Origin of the sequence: Sphingomonas sp. Leaf34 (genome assembly GCF_001421805.1) — a bacterium.
Taxonomy (GTDB): Bacteria; Pseudomonadota; Alphaproteobacteria; order Sphingomonadales; family Sphingomonadaceae; genus Sphingomonas.
Genome location: NZ_LMLC01000003.1, coordinates 399,274 through 420,697, shown reverse-complemented (window position 1 = coordinate 420,697; position 21,424 = coordinate 399,274). Strand labels below are relative to the sequence as shown.

16 protein-coding genes are annotated in these 21,424 nt (G+C 68.2%); 5 read left to right on the top strand and 11 right to left on the bottom strand.

Features of this window, described 5'->3' with window-relative positions:
- Positions 1 to 51: 51 nt before the first annotated feature.
- The 5 genes from ASF00_RS10405 to ASF00_RS10385 all read right to left on the bottom strand — a co-directional run bounded on the left by ASF00_RS10405 (position 52) and on the right by ASF00_RS10385 (position 6,451).
- A complete protein-coding gene (locus ASF00_RS10405) occupies positions 52 to 1,182 on the bottom strand; it encodes a hypothetical protein (RefSeq protein ID WP_055878239.1) in 1,131 nt (376 codons plus the stop codon).
- Entirely contained in the window at positions 1,179 to 1,895 is a 717-nt protein-coding gene (locus ASF00_RS10400; RefSeq protein WP_055878236.1) for a phosphocholine cytidylyltransferase family protein, read from the bottom strand. Before ASF00_RS10400 ends, ASF00_RS10405 begins: the two co-directional genes overlap by 4 nt.
- 76 nt (positions 1,896 to 1,971) lie before the next feature.
- Entirely contained in the window at positions 1,972 to 3,360 is a 1,389-nt protein-coding gene (locus ASF00_RS10395) for an efflux transporter outer membrane subunit (protein ID WP_055878234.1), read from the bottom strand.
- A gap of 257 nt (positions 3,361 to 3,617) precedes the next feature.
- On the bottom strand, positions 3,618 to 4,796 hold the full coding sequence (locus tag ASF00_RS10390; RefSeq protein WP_055878231.1) for an HlyD family secretion protein: 1,179 nt from the start codon (positions 4,794 to 4,796) through the stop codon (positions 3,618 to 3,620).
- The gene (locus tag ASF00_RS10385; protein ID WP_055878229.1) at positions 4,793 to 6,451 is read right to left on the bottom strand and encodes an MFS transporter; all 1,659 of its coding nucleotides are present in this window, start codon (positions 6,449 to 6,451) and stop codon (positions 4,793 to 4,795) included. The genes ASF00_RS10390 and ASF00_RS10385 overlap by 4 nt, the downstream gene beginning before the upstream one ends.
- A 276-nt stretch (positions 6,452 to 6,727) precedes the next feature.
- Between ASF00_RS10385 and ASF00_RS10375 the strand changes: the two genes are divergently transcribed.
- Positions 6,728 to 7,801 carry a mechanosensitive ion channel family protein gene (locus ASF00_RS10375; protein ID WP_055878838.1) on the top strand — a complete coding sequence of 358 codons (1,074 nt, stop codon included), beginning with the start codon at positions 6,728 to 6,730 and terminating at the stop codon, positions 7,799 to 7,801.
- Between the two features lie 131 nt (positions 7,802 to 7,932).
- Here the strand turns inward: ASF00_RS10375 and ASF00_RS10370 are convergent, their stop codons facing one another.
- Genes ASF00_RS10370 through otsB form a run of 3 tightly spaced genes read right to left on the bottom strand, consistent with a single transcriptional unit; the run spans position 7,933 to position 11,836 of the window.
- Entirely contained in the window at positions 7,933 to 9,321 is a 1,389-nt protein-coding gene (locus ASF00_RS10370; RefSeq protein ID WP_055878224.1) for an alpha,alpha-trehalose-phosphate synthase (UDP-forming), read from the bottom strand.
- Positions 9,318 to 11,126, bottom strand: a complete 1,809-nt coding sequence (locus ASF00_RS10365) for a glycoside hydrolase family 15 protein (protein ID WP_055878221.1) — start codon at positions 11,124 to 11,126, stop codon at positions 9,318 to 9,320. Before ASF00_RS10365 ends, ASF00_RS10370 begins: the two co-directional genes overlap by 4 nt.
- Positions 11,123 to 11,836: a trehalose-phosphatase gene (gene otsB / locus ASF00_RS10360; protein WP_235525728.1), complete on the bottom strand. Its 714-nt coding sequence runs from the start codon at positions 11,834 to 11,836 to the stop codon at positions 11,123 to 11,125. The genes ASF00_RS10365 and otsB overlap by 4 nt, the downstream gene beginning before the upstream one ends.
- Before the next feature lie 688 nt (positions 11,837 to 12,524).
- Between otsB and ASF00_RS10355 the strand changes: the two genes are divergently transcribed.
- The 4 genes from ASF00_RS10355 (at position 12,525) to ASF00_RS10340 (ending at position 17,517) form a co-directional block, all read left to right on the top strand.
- Positions 12,525 to 14,009 (top strand): efflux transporter outer membrane subunit, encoded by a 1,485-nt coding sequence (locus ASF00_RS10355; protein ID WP_055878219.1) that lies wholly within the window; start codon positions 12,525 to 12,527, stop codon positions 14,007 to 14,009.
- Positions 14,009 to 15,391 (top strand): efflux RND transporter periplasmic adaptor subunit, encoded by a 1,383-nt coding sequence (locus ASF00_RS10350; protein WP_055878216.1) that lies wholly within the window; start codon positions 14,009 to 14,011, stop codon positions 15,389 to 15,391. The genes ASF00_RS10355 and ASF00_RS10350 overlap by 1 nt, the downstream gene beginning before the upstream one ends.
- A 58-nt stretch (positions 15,392 to 15,449) precedes the next feature.
- Positions 15,450 to 16,106, top strand: a complete 657-nt coding sequence (locus tag ASF00_RS10345) for an ABC transporter ATP-binding protein (protein ID WP_082463361.1) — start codon at positions 15,450 to 15,452, stop codon at positions 16,104 to 16,106.
- A 202-nt stretch (positions 16,107 to 16,308) separates the two neighbouring features.
- Positions 16,309 to 17,517: an ABC transporter permease gene (locus tag ASF00_RS10340; RefSeq protein ID WP_055878214.1), complete on the top strand. Its 1,209-nt coding sequence runs from the start codon at positions 16,309 to 16,311 to the stop codon at positions 17,515 to 17,517.
- Here the strand turns inward: ASF00_RS10340 and ASF00_RS10335 are convergent.
- From ASF00_RS10335 to ASF00_RS10325, 3 genes are all read right to left on the bottom strand, one after another.
- Positions 17,492 to 18,109, bottom strand: a complete 618-nt coding sequence (locus ASF00_RS10335) for a nucleotidyltransferase family protein (RefSeq protein WP_055878212.1) — start codon at positions 18,107 to 18,109, stop codon at positions 17,492 to 17,494. The two genes, ASF00_RS10340 and ASF00_RS10335, sit on opposite strands and share 26 nt — an antisense overlap.
- On the bottom strand, positions 18,096 to 19,019 hold the full coding sequence (locus tag ASF00_RS10330; protein WP_055878210.1) for an XdhC family protein: 924 nt from the start codon (positions 19,017 to 19,019) through the stop codon (positions 18,096 to 18,098). The genes ASF00_RS10335 and ASF00_RS10330 overlap by 14 nt, the downstream gene beginning before the upstream one ends.
- Positions 19,020 to 19,163: 144 nt before the next feature.
- The gene (locus ASF00_RS10325; RefSeq protein WP_055878208.1) at positions 19,164 to 21,368 is read right to left on the bottom strand and encodes a xanthine dehydrogenase family protein molybdopterin-binding subunit; all 2,205 of its coding nucleotides are present in this window, start codon (positions 21,366 to 21,368) and stop codon (positions 19,164 to 19,166) included.
- Positions 21,369 to 21,424 lie beyond the last annotated feature (56 nt).

The window sequence follows — 21,424 nt, the reverse complement described above, 5'->3', positions numbered from 1 at the left end:
GTCAGCATCGTCCCCCAATTGGACCCCGGCCTTCGCCGGGGGTGGTGGGGTTTATCGAACTGGCTTCGCTTCCAACACGCGTACGACTTCCCGCGCAGCCCGCACCGCGCCGCCCTCGACCGCGCCGAGCGACCCGCCGGCGAACTCCGCCTGAATTGCCGCATACTCGGCGTGGAGCAACGCGGCACGATCGAGGGCCGTCACGACCTCCGCGACGTCACCGACCACCTCGCCGCACGCCCACATCGCGTAGTTCGGATCCCCCTCCCACGCGACGCCGCCGGCATTCAGAAACACGCAAGGCCGCGGCCGCATCAGGAACTCGATCACCTGGCTGGACGTGTCGCCGAGATAGACGTCCGCGACGCCGGTATAACTCCCGTCGACCATCGCGAAGCCGTCAATGTCGCAATGCACGTGCGGCAAGCCGCCGATCGCGCGCATCAAATCCGCGACCTCGGGCGCCTTCTCGACGAGGCGCTGGTGCGGCGCGAAGATCAGATTGTAGCGCCCGTCCGCGACGATCCGCCGCACGACCTCCGCCCCCCAGCGCCACCAGGACGAGCGATGCTGTTGCCAGTGCGGCGTGTACAGCACCACCGGCCGCGTATCCGCGAACGGCGGCGCGGCGTGCGTGCGGTGCGTGAAATCCGCCTTCACATAGCCGGTCGCGACGAACCGGTCGGGCGCGAAGCCGCGATCGAGATAGGTCTGGCGCTCCCGCTGGCTCGGCACCAGCGTCAACGCCGCCGCGCGCCGGCGCGGGTCGTCGCGTGCACTCATCGAGCCGACGCCGTGCGAGGTCTTCACGAATTTCGCGCGCATCGGAAACAGCCTGGGAAGCCACAGGCTCGTCTGTTCGGCGCACACCACGACGCGCGCGCTGCGGAGGTATGGGAGCAGCCGCACGAGCATCGGGATCTTGGCCGGCAGCACCGGATTGCGCCCCGTGCCGTCGTCGGCGACGCGGCGGAACCCCGGCGCGCGGCGGATACGCACGGTGGGGAAGGGGGCGGTCCACCGGGTCAGGAGGGTCTCGTGGACCGACGTGCTCACCCACAGGTCGATCGGCACGGCCGACGTCGCGGCAAGTGCCTCGACGATCGGATAGAGATGCGGGATCAGCAGCGTCTCGCCGAGGAACAGGAACGCGACCTTGCCTCTGGGAGGGGCGCTGGTCATGGCCGGTGATCGCGTTCCCAAAGCGCGATATCCTCGGGCCGGTCGATCTCCTGCCAGTGCGCGCCGGTCGCGATCCGCACCGCCGTCACGCCAGGGCCCTGCGCGACGCGCGCGACGACGGCGTGGTGATAGGCGTGGATGCCGTTCTCCTCGCCGATGACCGCGCGCAACCCCTCGGCATAGGCGCCGCCGCCGTGCGAGACGATCAGCCCGAGCGAGCGATCGGTCGCCTCATGCCCGACGAGGTGCTTGCCGACTGCGATCACGCGGGTCCCGTCGGCCTCGACCAGCATGTCGTCGAGCCCGGCGTCGACCAGCGGCTCGACGAGCAGCGCCACGCCCGCCGTGTCGCCGCCAAGCGCGGTGTGCAGGATCGTCGGGTCGAACACCGTATCGCCGTTCATCAGGGCGAACGGCGCGTCGAGATAGGCGCGCGCCGCCCAGGCGCTGCCGATGCTGTTCGCGCTCGACCAGAACGGGTTGAAGACGAGCTCGGTCGGCAGGCCGCCGTCCTGTGCGCCCAGATGCGCGTCGATCTGGTCGATCCGGTAGCCGCCGATGATCACCGCGCCATCGAAGCCCGCGGCGGCGACCGCGTCGAGCTGGTGATCAAGGATCGCGCGTCCGCCGACCTCGACCAGGCATTTGGGCGTGGTCAGCGTCAGGGGCAGCAACCGCGATCCGTGGCCCGCGGCGAGGATGATGGCCTTCATGGGGTGCGCCTCTACGCGGCAAGTGTGGCAGGAAAATGCAGTTGCGCGCCGTTCTCCCGCCTCCGGGGGGAGAGCGTTATCGCTGGACGCTCTCGCTGTCCGCCCGCGACCAGCCTCCGCCCATCGCCTGATACAGCGTGACATAGGCGGTCAGCCGATCCGCGCGTGCCTGCACCAGCGACAGCTCGGCGGTCAGCAACCCGCGCTGCGCATCGAGCTGATCGATATACGCCGAATACCCTGCCCGGTAGCGGTTCGATGCGTTGCGCAGCGCCCCCGCGAGCGCATCGCGCTGCCCGGCGAGCGCCACCGCCTGCTGGCCCGAGCGTTGCACACCCGCCAGACTGTCGTCGACCTCGCGGAACGCCTGCAACGCGGTGCGGCGATAGGCGAACGCCGCCTGGTCGCGGCGCGCGGTGGCGGCGTCGGCCTGCGCGCCGAGCCTGCCGCCGTCGAAGATCGGGCTCAGCACGCTCGCGCCGATTGAGAATACCGCGATCGGGTTCGCCAGCGCGCTCGAGAGCACCACCCCCGCCGAGCCGGTCAGTGCGAGGTTCGGCAACATCGCCGCGCGTGCGCTGTCGAGCGAGCGGTCGGTCGCCACCAACGTCTGTTCCGCCTGATAGAGATCGGGGCGGCGGCGGAGCAGGTCGGCGGGCAGGCCGTCGGGGATCGCCGGCGCGGCGAGCTGGTCGAGCGTGCGCCCGCGGGGGATCGGGCCCGGGTTGTCGCCGAGCAACAGGCTGAGCGCATTTTCCTGCCGGCTGATCGCGAGCTGTGCGGCGGGGACGAGTTGTTCGGTGGCGTGATATTCGGCCTCGGACTGGCGAAGTTCGAGGTTCGAGGTGTAGCCGGTCTCGGCGCGGCGGCGGGCGATCCGCAGGCCCTCCGCACGCGCCGCCAGCGTCTGCCGCGCGACTGCGAGGCGCAGGTCGAGCGCGCGCAGCGTGATGTAGCCGGTCGCGACGCTGCTCGCGATCCCGAGCCGTATTGTGTCCTGCGCCGCCTGGCTGGCGAGCAACTGTGCCTGCGCCGCGCGGCTCGCCTGGCGGAGGCGGCCGAACAGGTCGAGATCGTAGCTGATGCTGACCGAGGGCTGCGCGCCGATCGCGTCGGAGGGCAGGCCGAACGCGTTGACCGTCTGGCCGGTGGTGCTCGGCGCCGAGCCGTTCACGAGCGGGGTCTGTTGCGCGCGGGCGAGACGCGCGGTGGCGCGCGCCTCGTCGATCCGCGCGGCGGCGGCGCCGAGATCGGGGCTGTTCGCCAGCGCGCGCGCGACGAGCGCGGTCAGTGCGGGATCGCCGAACGCGTTCCACCAGTCCGCACGGATCGGCGCGCCGGGCCCGAGCGTGGTACGCCATGCGGGGGGCGGGGCAACCGCGGTGGTCGCGGGTGCCTCGGGGCGGGGGCCGATGCAGGCGCCGGCGAGGAGGGCTAGGGGGAGGATCCCAATATCCCGAATCAACCGCCACCCCGGCGCAGGCCGGGGCCCAGGTGGAAAGGTCGTAGTAACGGCGGACTGTGCTTCGTTACAGCCGTCCCCCAACTGGGCCCCGGCCTTCGCCGGTGTGGTGGCCAGGATTGAGGTGGTGGCCTGGATCGAGGTGGTTTGTTCTGGGGCAGTGGCATTTCCCCTGTGTCCCCGCGAAGGCGGGGACACAGTCTGGGCTCCCGCCTTCGCGGGAGAACAGGACGCGGGCGTGACGTCGGGGTTGGGCGGCATCACCGGACGCCCGGTCCGCCGGCAGTGTCCACGCGCGCCTGCACCGACATGCCCGGCCGCAACCGTGCGCTCAGCCGCTGGCCGGCGTCGACGCGGATCCGTACCGCGATCCGCTGCGGCACCTTGGTGAAGTTGCCCGTCGCATTATCCGCCTTCAGCACCGCGAATTCGGACCCCGCGGCGGGCGAGATCCGCTCGACATGCCCAGTCAGCCGTTCGTTTGCGAGCCCGTCCACCGTGAACGACGCCGGCTGGCCGACCGCCATCCGCGCGGTCTGCGCTTCCTTGAAGTTCGCGATCACCCAGGTTTCGGGCGGCACCAGGAACATCAGCTGCGACCCCGCGGTCACATATTGGCCGAGGCGGACGCCGACCTCGCTCAGCCGCCCCGTCTCGGGCGCGCGGATGACGGTGTTGGCGAGGTCGATCTGCGCGAGGCTTCGCGCCGCCTCGGCCCCCGAGACGCCCGCCTGCTGCCCGCCGCGGCCGACCTCGACCGTGCGGATGTCCTGCCGGGCGATCTCGCGCGCGGCCTTGGCTTGCTGGACCTGCGCCTGCGCCTGGCGCAGCGCCGCCAGCGTCTGGTCGCGCTCGCGCAACGACACCGAGCCGTCGGTGACCAAATCGTTGACGCGCGCCATATCCGCCTGCGCCCGCATCAGCTGCGCGGCGGCGTTCGCGACCGCGGCGTCCTGTGCCGCGAACGTCGCCTCTCGGCTGGCCGCGGTCTGGCGACTGTTCGCGAGCGTCGCGGCTTGCGCATCGACCTGTGCCTGCGCCTGGTCGACTCGCTGGCGGTAGATGCGGTCATCGATCTTCACGAGCGGATCGCCCTGCTTCACATCGGCGAAATCGCGCACGAGCACCTGCGTGACATAGCCGCTCACCTGCGGGCTGATCACCGTCGTCCGGCCGCGGACATAGGCGTTGTCGGTCGATTGATAGGTCGTCGCGAACGGCGGCAGCCGCCACGCCGCGAGCACCGCGCACACGCCCGCCACCGCCAGTAACGCGATGATGATGATGACGTTGCGGCTCGGCGGCTGCGGTCGCCAGCCCGACCCGACCGGCGTGGCCGGAGCGGCCGGGGGCGGGGAGGGCGCCGGCGATGGTGCCGCCTCTGCGATCTTCTCTTCGGTCGCCGGTCCTTCGGCCACCGGGCTGCGCGCGTCGGTCATGTCGTCCCCTCCAGCCGCGTGCGCCGTTCGCGTCGCGCGCGTCTCGCCAGCAGGAACAGCAGATAGCCGAACGTCCCCCCCGCGAGAACGGCGATCAACCGGAAGACGTCGTCATACGCAAGCACGTTTGCTTCGCGCGTGGTGGTTTGCGACAGGATCGCCGCCCCCTCGGCGGTCCGCAGCGTCGGATCGACGATCACCCGGCTGACCGCGGCGCCGCCCGCGGCGATACGCTGCGCGACGATCGGGTCGGTCGGCGAGATCTGCTGGACCAGCGCCACGCTGTTCGCCTTCTCGCGAATCACCTGATAGCTGCCGAGCAGCGCGGTGCCGCCGAGCCCGCCCAGCGAATTGATGATCCCGAACAGCGCGATGAAGCTGATGATATGGCCCGCGCCTTCCTTCAGCGCGCGGGTCATGCCGAACAGCAGCGCGGGGCCGAGGAAGAACGTCGCGGAAAAGCCGATGATCGCCTGCGTGACGTACATCTGCGGCGCGCGCGTCAGGCTGGTCGCGTAGGAATCGAACCAGGCCGCCACCGCGACGAGTCCGATCGCGAGCATGATCGGATGGCCGAGCCGCTCGACGTCGAGCGTCACCGCGCTCGCGATGACTCCCGCGACCGAAGCGACGAAGATGATCAGGAAGAACGGCACCAACTGGTCGTTGTTCTGCCCCAGCACGGTCAGCAATCCGACCGCGGCATAGGTCTGCTCCGACAGCACGATCCGCGCCATGACGATAACGATCGTGAAGCGGACGATGTCGGCGCTGCCGAGCCACCGCGTGTTGAGCAGCGGGTTGGCGCGGTGATGCTCGACGACCAGCGCGGCGGCGAACATCGGGATCGCCGCGATCAGCGCCCAGCCGATCCACGGCGCATTGGTCCACCACACGATCCGCCCGAGCCCGAGCACCGCGGCGAACAGTGCGGTCGAGCCCGCGAACAGCACGAATGTGAGGAAGTCGAGGGGCTCGAACGCCTTGCTCCGCGTCGTCGGCGGCAGGCGGAGGGCTGCGACCGCGGCGAGCGACAGCAAGGCGAGCCCGAGTTCGAACAGGTACAGCGTGCGCCACTGCGACATCGCCAGCAGGTCCGGCGAGAACAGCCGCGCAAGCGGCGTCGCGCATTGCGGGATGCCGATGCCGAGCACCACCGCCTTCAGTCGCCATTTCGCCGGCAGCGACTGCATCACATAATACAGGCACAGGCTGCTGAGCGCCGCGCCTGCCATGCCGCTGATCGCGCGCACCGCGATCGCGGTCGCGAAACCGTGCACGAACAGATGCGCGAGCGTGATCAGCACATAGAGGATCAGGAAGATCATCGCGAACGGTCGCAGCCCGAACTGCGCGCGGAACTTTATCATCAGCAGATTGATGCTGACGTTGGTCATCACATAAACCGTCGGCAGCCAGGCGATCTGCGCCGGATCGAGTCCGAGTGCGCCCTGCAGCGTGTAGGTGTTGGCGCTGATCAACGCATTGCCGAAGCCGACCGTTAGCCCGAGCAGGATGCCGATCAGCGCATAGGCGATCTGCCGACGGCGCGGGTGGAGTGGCGAGCCGGGGGAGCCGGGCAGCACGGGCAGTTCGTGGGGCGCGAACTGCCAGTCCTCTTCGCTCAGGAAGTGTCTGATTCTCCGGGCTATCATCGGGGGGCGTTTTGGCACGATCGGGGGCGGTCGTCATCCGGGAACGCTGACGGGCTGGCGCAACGGGGTCACGAAGGGCACGCCTCCCCGGCGAAGGCCGGGACCCAGTCGGGGAGGGCGAGGAACGGCGAACAGCGCTTCATGATGGCGACCTTTCCAACTGGACCCCGGCCTGCGCCGGGAAAGGACTCGTTTGCGAAGCTGACCGTGTTGACCGTGCTTATGCTGCACCGCAGCGGAACATCCCTGCTCGCGCGCCGTTGCGCCATCATGCGCATGTTCAGATCGCTCCACATACCGCCCCAATGGGTCTGGGTAGAAAGCGTCGCCGTCGTCTCGGCGGCGGTTCTGTTCGCGCTGGTCGCGCATTGGCTGACGATGCGGATCGCAGGCCATGCCCAGCGTCGTACCACCGCCAAGACCGACGGCCTTGTTCTCGCCCGGATACGGCGCCCGTTGCGCGCCGTGTTCGTCATCATCGCGGTCGCGTTCGTCGCGCGGATCCTGCCGATGGACAATGACGTCGAGGATTTGTGGAAGCAGCTGCTCGGCTTCCTCGTGCCCGCGCTGCTGGGCTGGCTCGCGGCGGCGGCGTTGCGCGCGTTTCAGGACGTGATCGAGATCCGCGCCGACATCACCGTCGAGGACAATCTTCGCGCACGCCGCAAGCGCACCCGCGCGGCGATCCTCGGGCGCATCGGCACGTTCTTCATCATCTTCATCAGCGTCTGCCTGATGCTGCTGAGCGTGCCCGGCATCCGATCGATCGGCGTCACGCTGATGGCGTCGGCGGGTATCGCCGGCCTCGTCGTCGGTGCCGCCGCGCAGCCTGCGCTGAAGAATTTGATCGCGGGCGTGCAGATGGCGTTCACCGAGCCGATCCGGCTCGACGACGTATTGATCATCGACGGTGAATGGGGGCGCGTCGAGCAGATCAACCTGACCTTCGTGGTCGTCAAGATCTGGGACGAACGGCGCCTCGTCGTGCCAGTGTCGAAGTTCCTTGAGCAGAGCTTCCAGAACTGGACGCGCGAGACCAGCCAGCTGATGGGGTCGGTGTTCTGGTATCTTGATGCGTCGGCGGATGTGCCACGGCTGCGCGAGAAACTGGGCGAGATCATCACGTCGAACCCGCGTTGGGACAAGCGGTTCTACAACCTCCAGGTCACCGACGTGAAGACCGACTGCATCGAACTGCGCGGGCTGATGACCGCCAAGGATGCGGCCATCGCGTTCGACCTACGGTGCGACGTGCGCGAGGCCCTGCTGAAATACATCCGCGACGAGATGCCCGAGGCGATCCCGCGCAACCGCCTGCTGATGGCGTCGGATCCGGTAACCCGCCCCTGAAACTATCCTCCCCCGCCAAGGGGAGGTGGCGCCAAAGGCGACGGAGGGGGAGGATAGGGCAACCGGCGTTGCGCGTCCTCCCCCTCCGACTGGCTAATGCCAGCCACCTCCCCCTGGCGGGGGAGGATTAATCAGGCCTCGATGTGCTCGGGCACCGCTTCCAGCGCGGTGATGAACAGCTCGCACCACCACATCACGTCTTCCTTGCGGACGTTATCGATCAGCTTCTCCCAGCGCGCCTTGCGTTCCCCCAGCGGCATCGACAGTGCGCGCGCGATCGCGTCGGACATTTCTTCGGGGCTGTACGGATTGACCAGCACCGCGTCTTTCAACTGCGCGGCGGCACCCGCAAAGTGCGACAGGATCAGCACGCCGGGGTCCTCCGGGTCCTGCGCCGCGACATATTCCTTCGCGACCAGGTTCATCCCGTCGCGCAGCGGCGTGACGAGTCCGACGCGAGCCGCGCGGTAGATCCCCGCCAGCACATCGCGCGGGAAGCCGCGGTTGACGTAGCGGATGGGCGTCCAGTCGATATCCGAATATTCGCCGTTGATACGACCGGACATCGAATCGAGGTTTGCGCGGATCTCCTGGTAGGTATCGACCTTCTCGCGGCTCGGCGGCGCGATCTGGAGCATGTAAACGAGCCCCGCCCGGTCCGGATGCGACCCCAGGAAGCGCTCATACCCGGCAAATCGCTCGGCCAGACCCTTGGAATAATCGAGCCGGTCGACCCCGACGATGAGGCTGCGCCCGGTCGCGGACATGTACATCCGCTCCTTGGCATGCCGAGCGGTGTCGCTGTTGGCGGACTTCTCGAAGTCCGCGGTCTCGATCCCGATCGGCGTGGTGATCGCCTTGATCGTACGGTCGCCGACCGTCACCCAGCCGTCCTCGCCGACCACGCCGTCGAGCTGGCTCGTGACGTAATGCAGGAAGCTGTCGAGCCAGTCCTGCGTCTGGAACCCCACGACGTCGTACGCGAACATCGATTCGACCAGCGCGCGGTGGCTTGGCAGCGACAGCAACATCGCCATCGGCGGCCACGGGATGTGGAGGAAGAACCCGATCTTGTTCCCGACCCCCAGCTTGCGCAGTTCCTGACCCAACGGGACGTGGTGATAGTCGTGGACCCACACCAGATCCTCGGGCTCGATCAGCGGCAGCACCGTCTCGGCAAAGCGCGTGTTGACCCGCGCGTAGCCGCTGGAGAAATCGCGTTCAAACTCGGTCAGGTCGATCCGGTAGTGGAACAGCGGCCATAGGGTCCGGTTCGCATAGCCGTTATAATATTCGTCGAAATCCTGCTCTTCGAGATCGATCGTCGCGGTGGTGACGCCCTTGCCCTGCTGAAAATTGATGTGGCCGGTGAACTTGTCGGTCGTTTCGCCCGACCATCCGAACCACACGCCGCCCTTTTCGCGGAGCGCCGCGAGCAGCGCGACGGCGAGTCCGCCCTGATTGCCCGAGGGCGCATCGACCGACTGGACCCGGTTCGAGATGACGACGAGGCGGCTCATCGGACGGCACTCCAGGGCTTACTGAGCAGGACCGCGCAGTTGATCAGCCCCACCAGCGAATAGGTTTGCGGATAATTTCCCCACAGTTCGCCGGTCGCAGGATCGATATCTTCCGACAACAGGCCTGCAGGGGTACGGCGCGCGACCATCTCGTCGAACAGCTCGCGCGCATCAGCGGTGCGACCCGTCGCGTGGAGCGCCTCGATCAGCCAGAAGGTGCAGACGTTGAACGCGGTATGCGGCAGCCCGAAATCATCCTCGGTCGCATAGCGCAGCATGTGGCTGCCGCGACGCAGCCCTTGCTCGACCGCCTTTAGCGTCGACTGGAACCGCGGATCGTCGGGCGCGAAGAACCGCAGGTCGAGCAGCTGGATCAGGCTCGCGTCGAGATCGTCGCCGCCGAACGTCGCGGAGATACGCTGCGTATCCTCGCGCCAGGCCGACGTCTCGATCGTCGTGCGGATCGTGTCCGCGCGCTCGTTCCAGAACGCCCGGCGATCCTCGAGCCCGAGCACGCCCGCCGCGTTGGCGAGCCGGTCGCACGCCGCCCAGCACATCGCGGCGGAATAGGTGTGGACATGCGCCTTGGTCCGGAGCTCCCACAGCCCGGCGTCGGGTTTGTCGTAGGTTTCCCACGCACGGTCGCCGACCAGTTCGAGGCTCTTGAAATCCTCCTCGCTCGACATCCGGAACAGCCGCTTGTCGAAGAATGCCTGGACGTCGGACAGGATGATCTGGCCGTACGCGTCGTGCTGGATCTGCTCGTACGCCTGGTTGCCGATGCGGACCGGGCCCATCCCGCGATAGCCGGGCAGGTCGCTCTCGGTCCGCTCGACCAGCGTCGACTCGCCGCCGACGCCATAGAGCGGCTGGACATGGCCGCCCTTCGACGCATCGACGATGTTGCGCAGATATTCGAGATACCCCTCGAGCACGTCAAGCGCACCAAGCCGGTTGAGCGCCTGAACCGTGTAATAGGCGTCGCGGATCCAGCAATAGCGATAGTCCCAGTTGCGCTCGGACCCCTCATGCTCGGGGATGGAGGTGGTCAGCGCGGCGACGATCGCGCCGGTCTCCTCGTGCTGGCACAGCTTCAGCGTGATCGCGGCGCGGATGACGACGTCCTGCCATTCGACCGGCGTCGCGAGCCCGCGGACCCAGTGGCGCCATTCTTCCTTGGTCCGCGAGAGCATTGCCTCGGCGGCCTCGTGCAGCACACCCGCGAAACTTTCGTCGGGGCCGAGGAACAGGTGCATCGGCCGTTCGAGCCGGAACCAGTTCTCGCCGACGATATGCCCGACCGGCGCGTCGGTGGTCAGCCGCAGCGTCTGGTCGGCCATCAGGAACCGGATATGGTTCGAGCCCTGCGTATGGTCGGTCGGCTTGCCCCAGTTGGTCGCCACCCGCATCCGGATCCGGATCCGCGGCGAACCCGCGACCGGCTTGACGATCCGCACGAAGCTGGTCGGGCGATAGGTGCGGCCTTCACGGACGAAGCGCGGGCAGAAATCGGTGATCTCGACCGCGTTGCCGGCCTCGTCCTCGTGCCGCGTCACCAGGATCGGCGTGTTACGAATATAGGCCTGCGTGGTCTTCGCAGCGCCTTCGAGTTCGATCGCCCAGAACCCGGTCTCGGGTGCATCGCCGCCAAGCAGCGCGCAGAATGCCGGGTCGCCATCGACGCGCGGCACGCAGCCCCAGACGAACGTGCCGGTCGTGTCGATGAGCGCAGACACCTGGCAATTGCCGATCGGCCAGAGGTTCATGTCGGCCTGGGGAGAAGCGGGGAGGGTCGGTGCGGTCATCGTGTTTCCAATATGGCGGCGATCCAGCCACGGAGCGCGGCTACGTCGTTCAGGCGATAGGTGGCGGCGGTGGCACGGTTTTCGCCGATCAGCACGCCGGCGCCGCCGAGACCGCGCGCGGCTTCAAAGCCGTCCTCGTCGGTGACGTCGTCGCCGAAAAAGAAGGGCATGGTGCCGGCCATTGCGGGCGCGGCGATCAGGGAACGGAGCGCAGCGCCCTTGTCGCCGGGGGTGCGCAGTTCGACCATCATCTTGCCGCGCTGGAGCGTGAGACCATGGCGTGCGGCCAGCGTCTCGGCGAGGGCCACGGCGTCGGCCTCAAACGCCGGGGCCATCCGGTAGTGCAGGCCCGCGCCGAGGCTCTTGGCCTCATAGACGAGGCCGTTCGCGGCGGCAAAGGCGGCGAATTCCTCGGCTGCGGCTTCGAGCGAGGCAGGCCGTGCGGCGGCAAAATGGCCGTCTTCCGGCGTCCTGCGCTCGGCACCGTGGCTGCCCGCGACCGCGAATCTTCGCGCATGGTCGCCGAGCATCGAGTCGAGCTGTTCGATCGACCGACCGCTGATGATCGCCACACGTCCGGGATAGTGTTCGGCAAGGCTGTCGAGCGCGTCACGCAGGGGCTGGTCCACAAGGACCGCGTCGGGGGTCGCGGCGAGATCGACAAGCGTGCCGTCGAAATCGAAGAAGAGGCTGACGGTGTCGAGGGCCACGGGTGGCGGATCGAGCGCGACAGGCGGCGGCGCGAGGACTTCAGTCGCGGGCTGGCGTTCGGCTAGCATGGTCGTCAAACCCCCGGGCATGCCGCTACGTTCCGCTGCACTGCGAAATTGGAACGGGTGCGGTTCGATTATTCTGGTGCGGAGCGGGCTTGCAGGCAGGGCGTTGCTCGCTCTCCCTGTCGTTCTCCCGCGAAGGCGGGAGCCCCGGACCCGGTAACCCTGGGCTCCCGGCTGCGCGGGAGAGCGGTTTATGGGATGAAGGCCCCACCAACCCCGCGGACACCACGCGGGCGAAGGCCGGCTTCCAGTTGTCGGACGGCAATGATCCCCGCTGCGCCCTGTCGTGTCCGACGTTCCGACTGGACCCCCGGCTCAGCCGGCGAGGTGCCAGCGGATACGATGCTCACCTCTCCTCGGTCATTCCCGTGAAGGCGGGAACCCAGACGGGCGAACCCGTCAGCATATCCGCCGACTCTCGGTCAGGGGGATCCCCGCCTGCGGGGGGAACGGGAACGTCGGCGGGGATACCGCGCTCAGGCACTACAGAATTCTACAGAGGTACACGCCGGACAGCACAGTGTCCGGAACGCCCCACACTCGCAGCACCCATCCCGTCTGCGACACCTCGCGACACAAAAGCGCTGGACTAGCCCAAGCCCGTTGGCCATGCCTACCGCCCATGTTCCGAGTCCGGCTTCTTTTCATCGCATCCGCCGTATCCGGAGGGATCCTGCTCGCAGGCTGCACCGTCGGCCCCGACTATCGCCCGAAGGCTGCGGCCGAACTCGGTGTTCCGGACGCTTATTCGGTCACCCCCGCGACCAGCCCCGAAGATCTTACCCGCTGGTGGCAGAAGTTCGACGACCCCGTCCTAGGCCAGCTCGTCGAACAGGCCGCCGCCACCAATCTCGACCTCGCGCAGTCGGTCGCCCGCCTCCGTCAGGCGCGCGAAAGCCTGATCCAGAACCGCGCCTCGTTGCTCCCGACCGTCAGCGGATCCGCAGGGTATCAACGCAACGAGAATGTCCGCGGCGGTGGGCGCTCGTTCACGCTGCCCGACGGCACGCTCGTCGACACCGGCGGCGGCGGCACCAACAGCGTTTCGCTCGGCGCCAGCGCCAGCTATCAGGTCGGCGTCTTCGGAGAGATCCGCCGTACCGTCGAGGCGAGCCGCGCGGACTATGCCGCATCGGGCTACGACTACGCCACCGTCCTCATTTCGGTCGAGAGCGAGGTCGCACGCAACTACGTCCTCGCGCGGTTGTATCAGCAACAGCTCGCCAATGCCCGCGCGTCGCTTGCGATCCAGGACGACAATCTCGAAATCGCGGGCTTCCGCGTCCAGGCCGGCCTCGTCTCCAGCGTCGACGCCGAACAGGCCCGCGCCCAGCGTGCACAGACCGCCGCGACGATCCCCAGCCTCGATCAGCAATATGCCGCCGCCGTCGCGCGGATCGGTATTCTCACCGGCCAGGCCCCCGGCGCGCTCCGTCCGCTGATGGCACCGGTCAAGGCGATCCCGACCGGCCCTGCCGCGGTCGGCGTCGGCATTCCCGGCGACACGCTCCGCCAGCGCCCCGACATCCGCTCCGCTGAACGCGCGCTCGCCGCCGCCACCGCGCGGATCGGCGTCGCCAAGGCACAGCTTTATCCGGCGCTCGCGATCACCGGCAACCTCAACACCAACGCGACCTCGCTCGGCAGCATCGGCGATGCGATCACCGGCAGCCTGTTCGCCGGCCTCACCCAGGCGATCTTCAACGGCGGCCGTCTTCGCTCACAGGTCCGCACGAGCGAGGCCGCCACCGACGGCGCGCTCGCGCTGTACCAATCGACCGTGCTCACCGCCCTCGAAGACGTCGAGAACGCCGTCGTCGCACTCCAGACCGCGCAGGAACGCGAGCGACAATTCGCGATCGCGCTCGACGCGTCCAACAACTCCGCGATCCTGAGCCGCAGCCAGTACCGCACCGGCCTCACTGATTTCACCACGCTTAACCAGCAGGAAACCGCCCTCCTGTCCGCGCGCAACGGGGCGACGCAGGCGCGCGCCGACGCCGCGACCGCGCTGATCGCGCTCTATGCCGCGCTCGGCGGCGGCTGGGACTCGACCGTCATTCCCGAAGCGCCACCTAGCGCCCCAAACACTTCAGAGGCACGCTGATGGCCGACGCATCGATCGACGACTTCCTCGGCGTAAAGCCGCAAGCGCCCTGGCGGCGGTACGTCAAATGGGTTGCGATCGCGATCGGCGTCGTGCTGCTCTGCCTCCTTCTCGCACGCTGCTTCGGCGCCAAGGAACAGACGCAATATTCGACGCAGGCCGCGCGGCGCGGCAACCTGACCGTCACGGTGTCCGCCACCGGCAAGCTCGCGCCGACCACTCAGGTCACGGTCGGCTCGCAGCTGTCGGGTCTCGTCACCAAGGTCGTGGTCGACGTCAACGACCGCGTGACGGCAGGCCAGCCGCTCGCCCTGATCGATCCCGAACAGCTCGACGACCAGATCCGTCAGACCAGCGCGCAGCTTGCCGCGAACCAGGCGCAGGTCGCGCAGGCGCAGGCCACCGTCTCTGAATCCCGCGCGCAGTTGAACCGCCTTGAAGAGGTTTCGCGCCTGTCGGGGGGCCGCGTGCCGTCGAAGACCGAACTCCAGACCGGTCGCGCCGATTACGCCCGTGCCGTCGCCGCGCAGAAGGTCGCCGAGGCCAACGTCGTCGCCAGCCGCGCGCTGCTCGCGCAGAACCAGACGCAGCGCGCCCGCGCGATCATCCGCTCGCCCGTCACCGGCGTCGTGCTCGCGCGTCAGATCGATCCGGGCCAGACCGTCGCCTCGTCGTTCAACACGCCGACGCTGTTCGTGATTGCCGAAGACCTGACCAAGATGAAGCTCGAGGTCGCGATCGACGAGGCGGACGTCGGCGAGGTCAAGGTCGGCCAGAAGGCCAGCTTCACCGTCGATGCGTTCCCCGGCCAGACCTTCCCCGCGACGATCACCAGGGTCGATCTCGGCTCGAACCTGACCGTCAGCTCGGCGACGGCGTCGACGACGACCACGACGACGTCCACCGGCCAGGTGGTGTCCTACGCCGCCGACCTCACCGTGGGCAATCCGTCGCTGACGCTGCGCCCCGGCATGACCGCGACCGCGGACATCGTCACCTCGGACAAGCGCAACGTCATGCTCGTCCCGAACGCCGCGCTGCGCTTCAAGCCGAGCGCGGATGGCGCCAAGGATTCGGGCGGTGGCATCGCCGGCTCGCTGACTTTCCGCCCGCGCCGCGGCGCCGGTGGCAATGCGCGGACCGCCAAGCTCGATCGCGGGTCGCAGCAGACGATCTACGTCAAGGGCACGGACGGCACGCCGCAGCCGGTGCAGATCACTACGGGCGACACCAACGGGACGATGACCGAAGTCCTGTCGGGCAATCTCCAGCCCGGCGCGCAGATCATCATCGGTCAGCTCGCCACCGGTACCGATTCCAGCAAGTCCGGCGGCAGCCGCCGCGCCGGGGGCGCCAGCAAGGGTGGGGGCGGTGGCCAGTAATCCGCCCCCGCTGATAAGTCTGCGCGGCGTCACCAAGACGTACGGGCAAGGCGCGACGATGTTCCAGGCGCTGAAAGGCGTCGACCTCGATATCGCAGCGGGCGATTTCGTCGCGGTGATGGGACCGTCGGGGTCGGGCAAGTCGACGACGATGAACATCCTCGGCTGCCTCGACGTGCCGAGCGCGGGGACGTTCACGTTCCGCGGCCACCATGTCGAGACGCTCGACCGCGACCAGCGCGCGCTGCTGCGCCGCAATTATCTCGGCTTCGTGTTCCAGGGCTTCAATCTCCTCTCGCGCACCTCCGCGCTGGAGAATGTCGAACTGCCCCTGCTGTATCGTGGCGACGAAAAGCGCGCGCGGCGCGATGCGGCGATGGCGAGCCTCGACACGGTCGGCCTCGCGGACTGGTGGGACCATACCCCCGCCGAACTGTCGGGCGGCCAGCAACAGCGCGTCGCGATCGCGCGCGCACTGGTAACCAGTCCCGACGTGCTGCTGGCGGACGAACCCACCGGCAATCTCGACAGCGAACGCTCGATCGAGATCATGCAGCTCCTCACGCGGCTGAACGCGGAGAAGAACATCACCGTGTTGATGGTTACCCACGAACCCGACATGGCCGCCTTCGCGCGCACCGTCGTTCACTTCAAGGACGGCTTGGTGGAACGCATCGAAAGCCAGCATCGGCAAGGCGAGAGGGTGGAGTCGTGAGCGCCCTATCTTCCCCCCTCCCGCAAGCGGGAGAGACGCCATCTTCTCCCCTCCCGCAAGCGGGAGGGGCCTGGGGTGGGCACGCGCTAACCTCGAACGCAACGCCGGCGATGGTGGAATGCGCGTCGAACGCCGCGCCTGCCGAACACGCGAGCCCACCCCCCAACCGCCCCCCGCAAGCGGGCGGGGGGGAAGAAAACTAATGTTCGGCACCACGCTCGTCCTCGCGCTCCGCTCGATCCGCCGCCACTTGCTGCGCTCGTTCCTCACCATTCTCGGCATCGTCATCGGCGTCGGCGCGGTCGTTACGATGGTGACGCTCGGCAAGGCGACTACCGCGGCCGTGCAGAAGTCGATCTCGTCGCTCGGCACCAACATCCTCCAGATCCGTCCCGGCCAAGGCTTCGGCCGCGGCGGTGGCGGACCGCCGCCGCCGCCGCTCAAGATGGACGACATCGATCCGATCGCGCGGCAGATCGCCGGCGTCACCGCGGTCGCGCCGACCGAACAGCGCAGCGCCACCGCGATCTACAACGGCGCGAACTGGACGACCTCGATCAACGGCACCACCGGCGCCTATTTCGAGGTGCAGCCCTGGCCGCTCGCCGGCGGCCGCATTTTCACGGGCCAGGAGGAGGCCGCGGGCAAGGCGGTCTGCATCATCGGCAACACCGTCATCCAGAACCTGTTCCGCGGCGTCGATCCGATCGGCCGGCGGATCCGCCTGAACGACATTTCGTGCGACGTGATCGGCACGCTCAGCACGCGCGGGCAGGCGGGCTTCGGCGGCGATCAGGACGATGTGGTCGTCATGCCGATCAAGACCGTCCAGCGCCGCTTCACGGGCAACCAGAACGTCGCGGCGATCCTCGTCGGCGTTGATCAGGGCTATGACACGCAACAGGTCCAGGCGTCGCTGACCGATTTGCTGCGCGAACGCCGCCACCTCGTCGCGGGGCAGGACAACAATTTCAACATCTTCGATACCAAGCAGATTTCGGACACGCTGACCGGTACCACGACGCTGCTGACCGGGATCGTCGCCGCGGTCGCCGGTATCAGTCTGGTGGTCGGCGGGATCGGCATCATGAACATCATGCTGGTGTCGGTGACCGAACGCACGCGCGAGATCGGCATCCGTCTCGCGATCGGCGCGGTCGCGCGCGAGGTGCTGATGCAGTTCCTGGTCGAGGCGATCGCGCTGTCGTGCCTGGGCGGCGTCATCGGCCTCGTCATCGCGCAGCTCGCGATCGCCATTATCGCGCCGCTGATCAAGGTTCAGTGGATCTTCGTGCCGGAAATAAACATCTTCGCCTTCGTCATCTCGGCGGTCATCGGCGTGGTGTTCGGCTATTTCCCCGCACGCCGCGCCGCCGCGATGAACCCTATCGACGCGTTAAGGCACGAGTGATCGCGGCCTTGGGATCGTGGACCAGCGCCTGCAGCCGGTCCAGATCCTCGGGCGTGTCTATATCGATCAGCTCTGCGGGCGCGGTGACGACGTGCCGCCCGGCCTTCACCAGATCGCGCGCACCCGCATCGCCGTCGAGCGTCAGCAGAAAATCGAACCGCTCGCGCCCGAACAGGGCAGGGGGCGAGGGCTTCTCGCCATCGCTCGATGCCACCACCGCGTCCGCGCTGTCGGCGGCATCGAGCATCCGGTAGATATGCGCCGCGGTCACGCGCGGCATGTCGGCGAGCGCGATCAGTACCGCCTCCGCACCCTCGTCCTTGGCACGCTGCACGCCGAGCTTCACCGACTGCGACATACCCGAGGACGGGTCGCCATTGTGGACGACGTCGAACCGCTCGCTGATGAAATCGAGCTTGCAACCATCGGTGACGACCAGCCGCCGCTTGAACGGAATGTTCTCGAACGCGGTGACGACGTGCAGCCCCAGCGGCTTGTTGAGGAACGGCACCTCCAGCTTGTTGGGAATGCCGAACCGCTCCGAGCGACCCGCGGCGAGGAGGATGAGAAAGACGTTTTCAGCGGCGATCATTGAACGCTCCTATCATCGCCGCCGCAACCGACAGCGCGATTTCTGATGGTCCGATCGCGCCGATATCGAGCCCGACCGGCGCATCGATCCGGTCGATATTCTCGGCCGTAACGCCCTCCGAGGCAAGCCGCTCGCGCCGTGCCGCGTGGCTCTTGCGGCTGCCGAGCGCGCCGACATAGGCGGCATCGGACGCGAGCGCCGCGATCAGCGCAGGGTCGTCGATCTTGATGTCGTGGCTCAGCGTCACGACCGCGGTCGAGGGACCGGGGCGGAGCGCCGCAATTGCCTCGTCCGGCCAGCGATCGTCGAGTGTCACCCCGGGGAACCGCTCCTCGGTCAGGAACCGCGCGCGCGGGTCGATCACGATCGTCTCGATCCCGAGTTCGCGCGCAAGGCCCGCCAGCGCCTGCGCGATCTGCACCGCGCCGACGATCAGCAGGCGGCGCGGCGGGTCGTAACGGTTGACGAACACCTCGCCCGTCTCGAACGGCCGCGCGTCGCTGTGCCCGGTCTTGAGGTCGGTCGTGACGGTCAGCGCATCGCCCTGGTCGCGCGCGCCGGCGATCCGGTCGAACAGCTCGGGATCGAACCCCTCGGCCGACACCGGCTGCACCATCACCGCGATCTCGCCACCGCATGGCAGGCCGACTTCCCACGCAGCCGCATCTGCGACACCGTAGTTCCGCACCTGGAACGGCGCGCCGGCGATCACGTCGGCGGCGGTCGCAAGGATATCGCTCTCGACGCAGCCGCCCGACACGGATCCTTCAAACCGGCCATCGGCGTGGACGAGCATATGGCTACCCTTGGGCCGCGGCGCGGATCCCCAGGTCGAGACGACCGTGGCGATCGCCATCTTTTCGCCCTTCCACGCCTTGGCGGCGGCAATCACGCTATCGTTCTCGGCCATGTCTCGTTCTCTTTCTAATCCTCCCCGGACCGGGGAGGGGGACCAGCGCAGCTGGTGGAGGGGGCCAGCCGCAAACATTACGCTTCGGGGCCACCCCCTCCACCACGCCAAGAGGCGCGGTCCCCCCCCCCGTGCCGGGGAGGATCAAACGGCCGGTAGTCCGTCCAACAGCTTGTCGAGCGTCACCGGGAAGTCGTGAACCCGAACCCCCGTCGCATTGTAGATCGCGTTCGCCACCGCTGCGCCTGCGCCCGAGATGCCGAGCTCGCCGACCCCCTTCGCGCCGGCCGGATTGGCGGAATCGTCGATCTCCTCGATGAAATGCACCTCGAGCTGCGGAATGTCGGCGTTCACCGCGACGTGATATTCGCCAAAATCGGGGTTCACGAACGCGCCGGTCCGCGTGTCGACGATGCCCTCTTCGCTCAGCGCATAGGCGATCCCCCACGCCATCCCGCCGGTGATTTGGCTCGTCGCGGTCTTGCGGTTGAGCACGCGACCGACATCGAACACGCCGAGCATCCGGCGCACGCGCGTCTCGCCCGTCACCGCGTTCACCGCGACCTCGACGAAGTGCGCGCCGTGGCTCGCTTGGCTGGTGCGCTTGCTCTCCTTGCCCGGCCCGGTCTTGCCCATCGCGACGATCGGCTCGCCGCGGACGAGGTCGGCCAGCGCCACCTGCCGCCCGCCCGCGCTCACGCAACCGTCGTGCAGGCTCAGCTCTTCGGGCGCCGCATTCATCCGCAGCGCGAGTTCGCCGAGGATATCCTCGCAGGCGAGCATCACCGCGGATGCGGCACTCCCCGCACCGAACGACCCACCCGAGCCTGCGCTCGGCGGGAAATCGGTATCGCCCAGCCGCACATTCACGTCGGCGACCGGCAGGCCGAGCATCTCGCCCGCGGTCTGCGCGAGGATCGTGTACGTCCCCGTGCCGATATCGGTCATGTCGCACTCGACCGTCGCGCGGCCATCCGCTTCCAGCCGCACCCGCGCCTGCGCCTCGACGGTGAAGTTGCCGCGCAGGCTCGCCGCCATGCCGATCCCGATCAGCCACTCGCCCTCGCGCACCGATCCCGGCGCTGGCAGCGTGGCGGGCCAGCCGAACCGCTTGGCACCCTGATCGTAGCAATCGAGCATCCGCCGCGTGGAGAAGGGCTTGCCACTCACCGGATCGGTCTCGGGCTCGTTGCGCCGCCGCAACTCGACCGGATTGAGCCCGAGCTGCTCGGCCAGCTCGTCCATCGCGCACTCGACGCCGAACGTGCCGACCGCCTCGCCCGGCGCGCGCACCGCACCACTCGCAGGCAGGTCGACGCGGACGAGGTCGGTCTTGAACCGCCGCGCCTCGCCCCGGTACAGCGGCAGCGTCCCGAACGGCACCGGCTCGAGAAACTCGCCATCGTCGTTCTGCGCGACGACGCTCTCATGCCCCATGCCGAGGATCACGCCGTCCTTGTCGGCGGCGATCCGGATACGCTGCGTGGTGTGCGAGCGGTGGTGGACCATGTACGCGGTCTGGCGGCGGGGCAGCGCGATCTTCACCGGCCGCCTGACGACCTCGGCAGCGATCGCCGCAAGGATTGCCTCGGCACCGACGCCGGTCTTCCCGCCGAACCCGCCGCCCACATAGGGCGCAAGCACGCGCACCGAGTCCGCGTCGATCTTCAACGCCTTGGCAATCGTCTTGCGCGCGCCGCCGATGACCTGGTTGCTGGTACGCACGGTCAGCTTGCCGTCCTCCCACCACGCGGTGGCCGCATGCGGTTCGAGCGCGGCGGGGAAATGCACCGGGGTCGTGTAGGTCCGGTCGAACGTCACTGCCGCATCGGCCATCACGGCGTCGAGATCGCCATTGTCGACGGGGGGGAGGAAGCCGATTTCGGGCTTGGTATCGACCGGCTGCGCCTCGACGTCGAACCGGTCCTCGCCCGCTTCGGTACGCACCACCACCAACGCGGCGGCATCGCGCGCGATCGCCTGATCCTCGGCAACGACGATCGCGACCGGCTGGCCGAGGTGGAGGATGACGTCGGTATCAAACAGCGGCATCGCGCGCGAATTGGACTCGCCCGCGGGCATGCGCGCGTCGCCGTGAAGGACCGCGATGACGCCGGGCAACGCCTCCGCCGCGCTCACATCGATCCCGAGAATGCGCCCGCTGCCGACCGGCGTGCCGACGATCGCGGCATAGGCGATGCCCTCGGGCGTGCCCTCGTACGCATAATCGGCAACGCCGGTGACCTTTGCGGGCCCCTCGATCCGGTCCAGCCCCAGCCCGAGAACGCCCTGCTTCGCACGGCCAAGCCCCGCCGGCCGAAACGCCGCATCCATCACGTGTTCGTTCATTCTGGCATCCTCGGGTGGAGGGAGAGATATGGGTGTGGTGGCTGCGTTTGACGAGG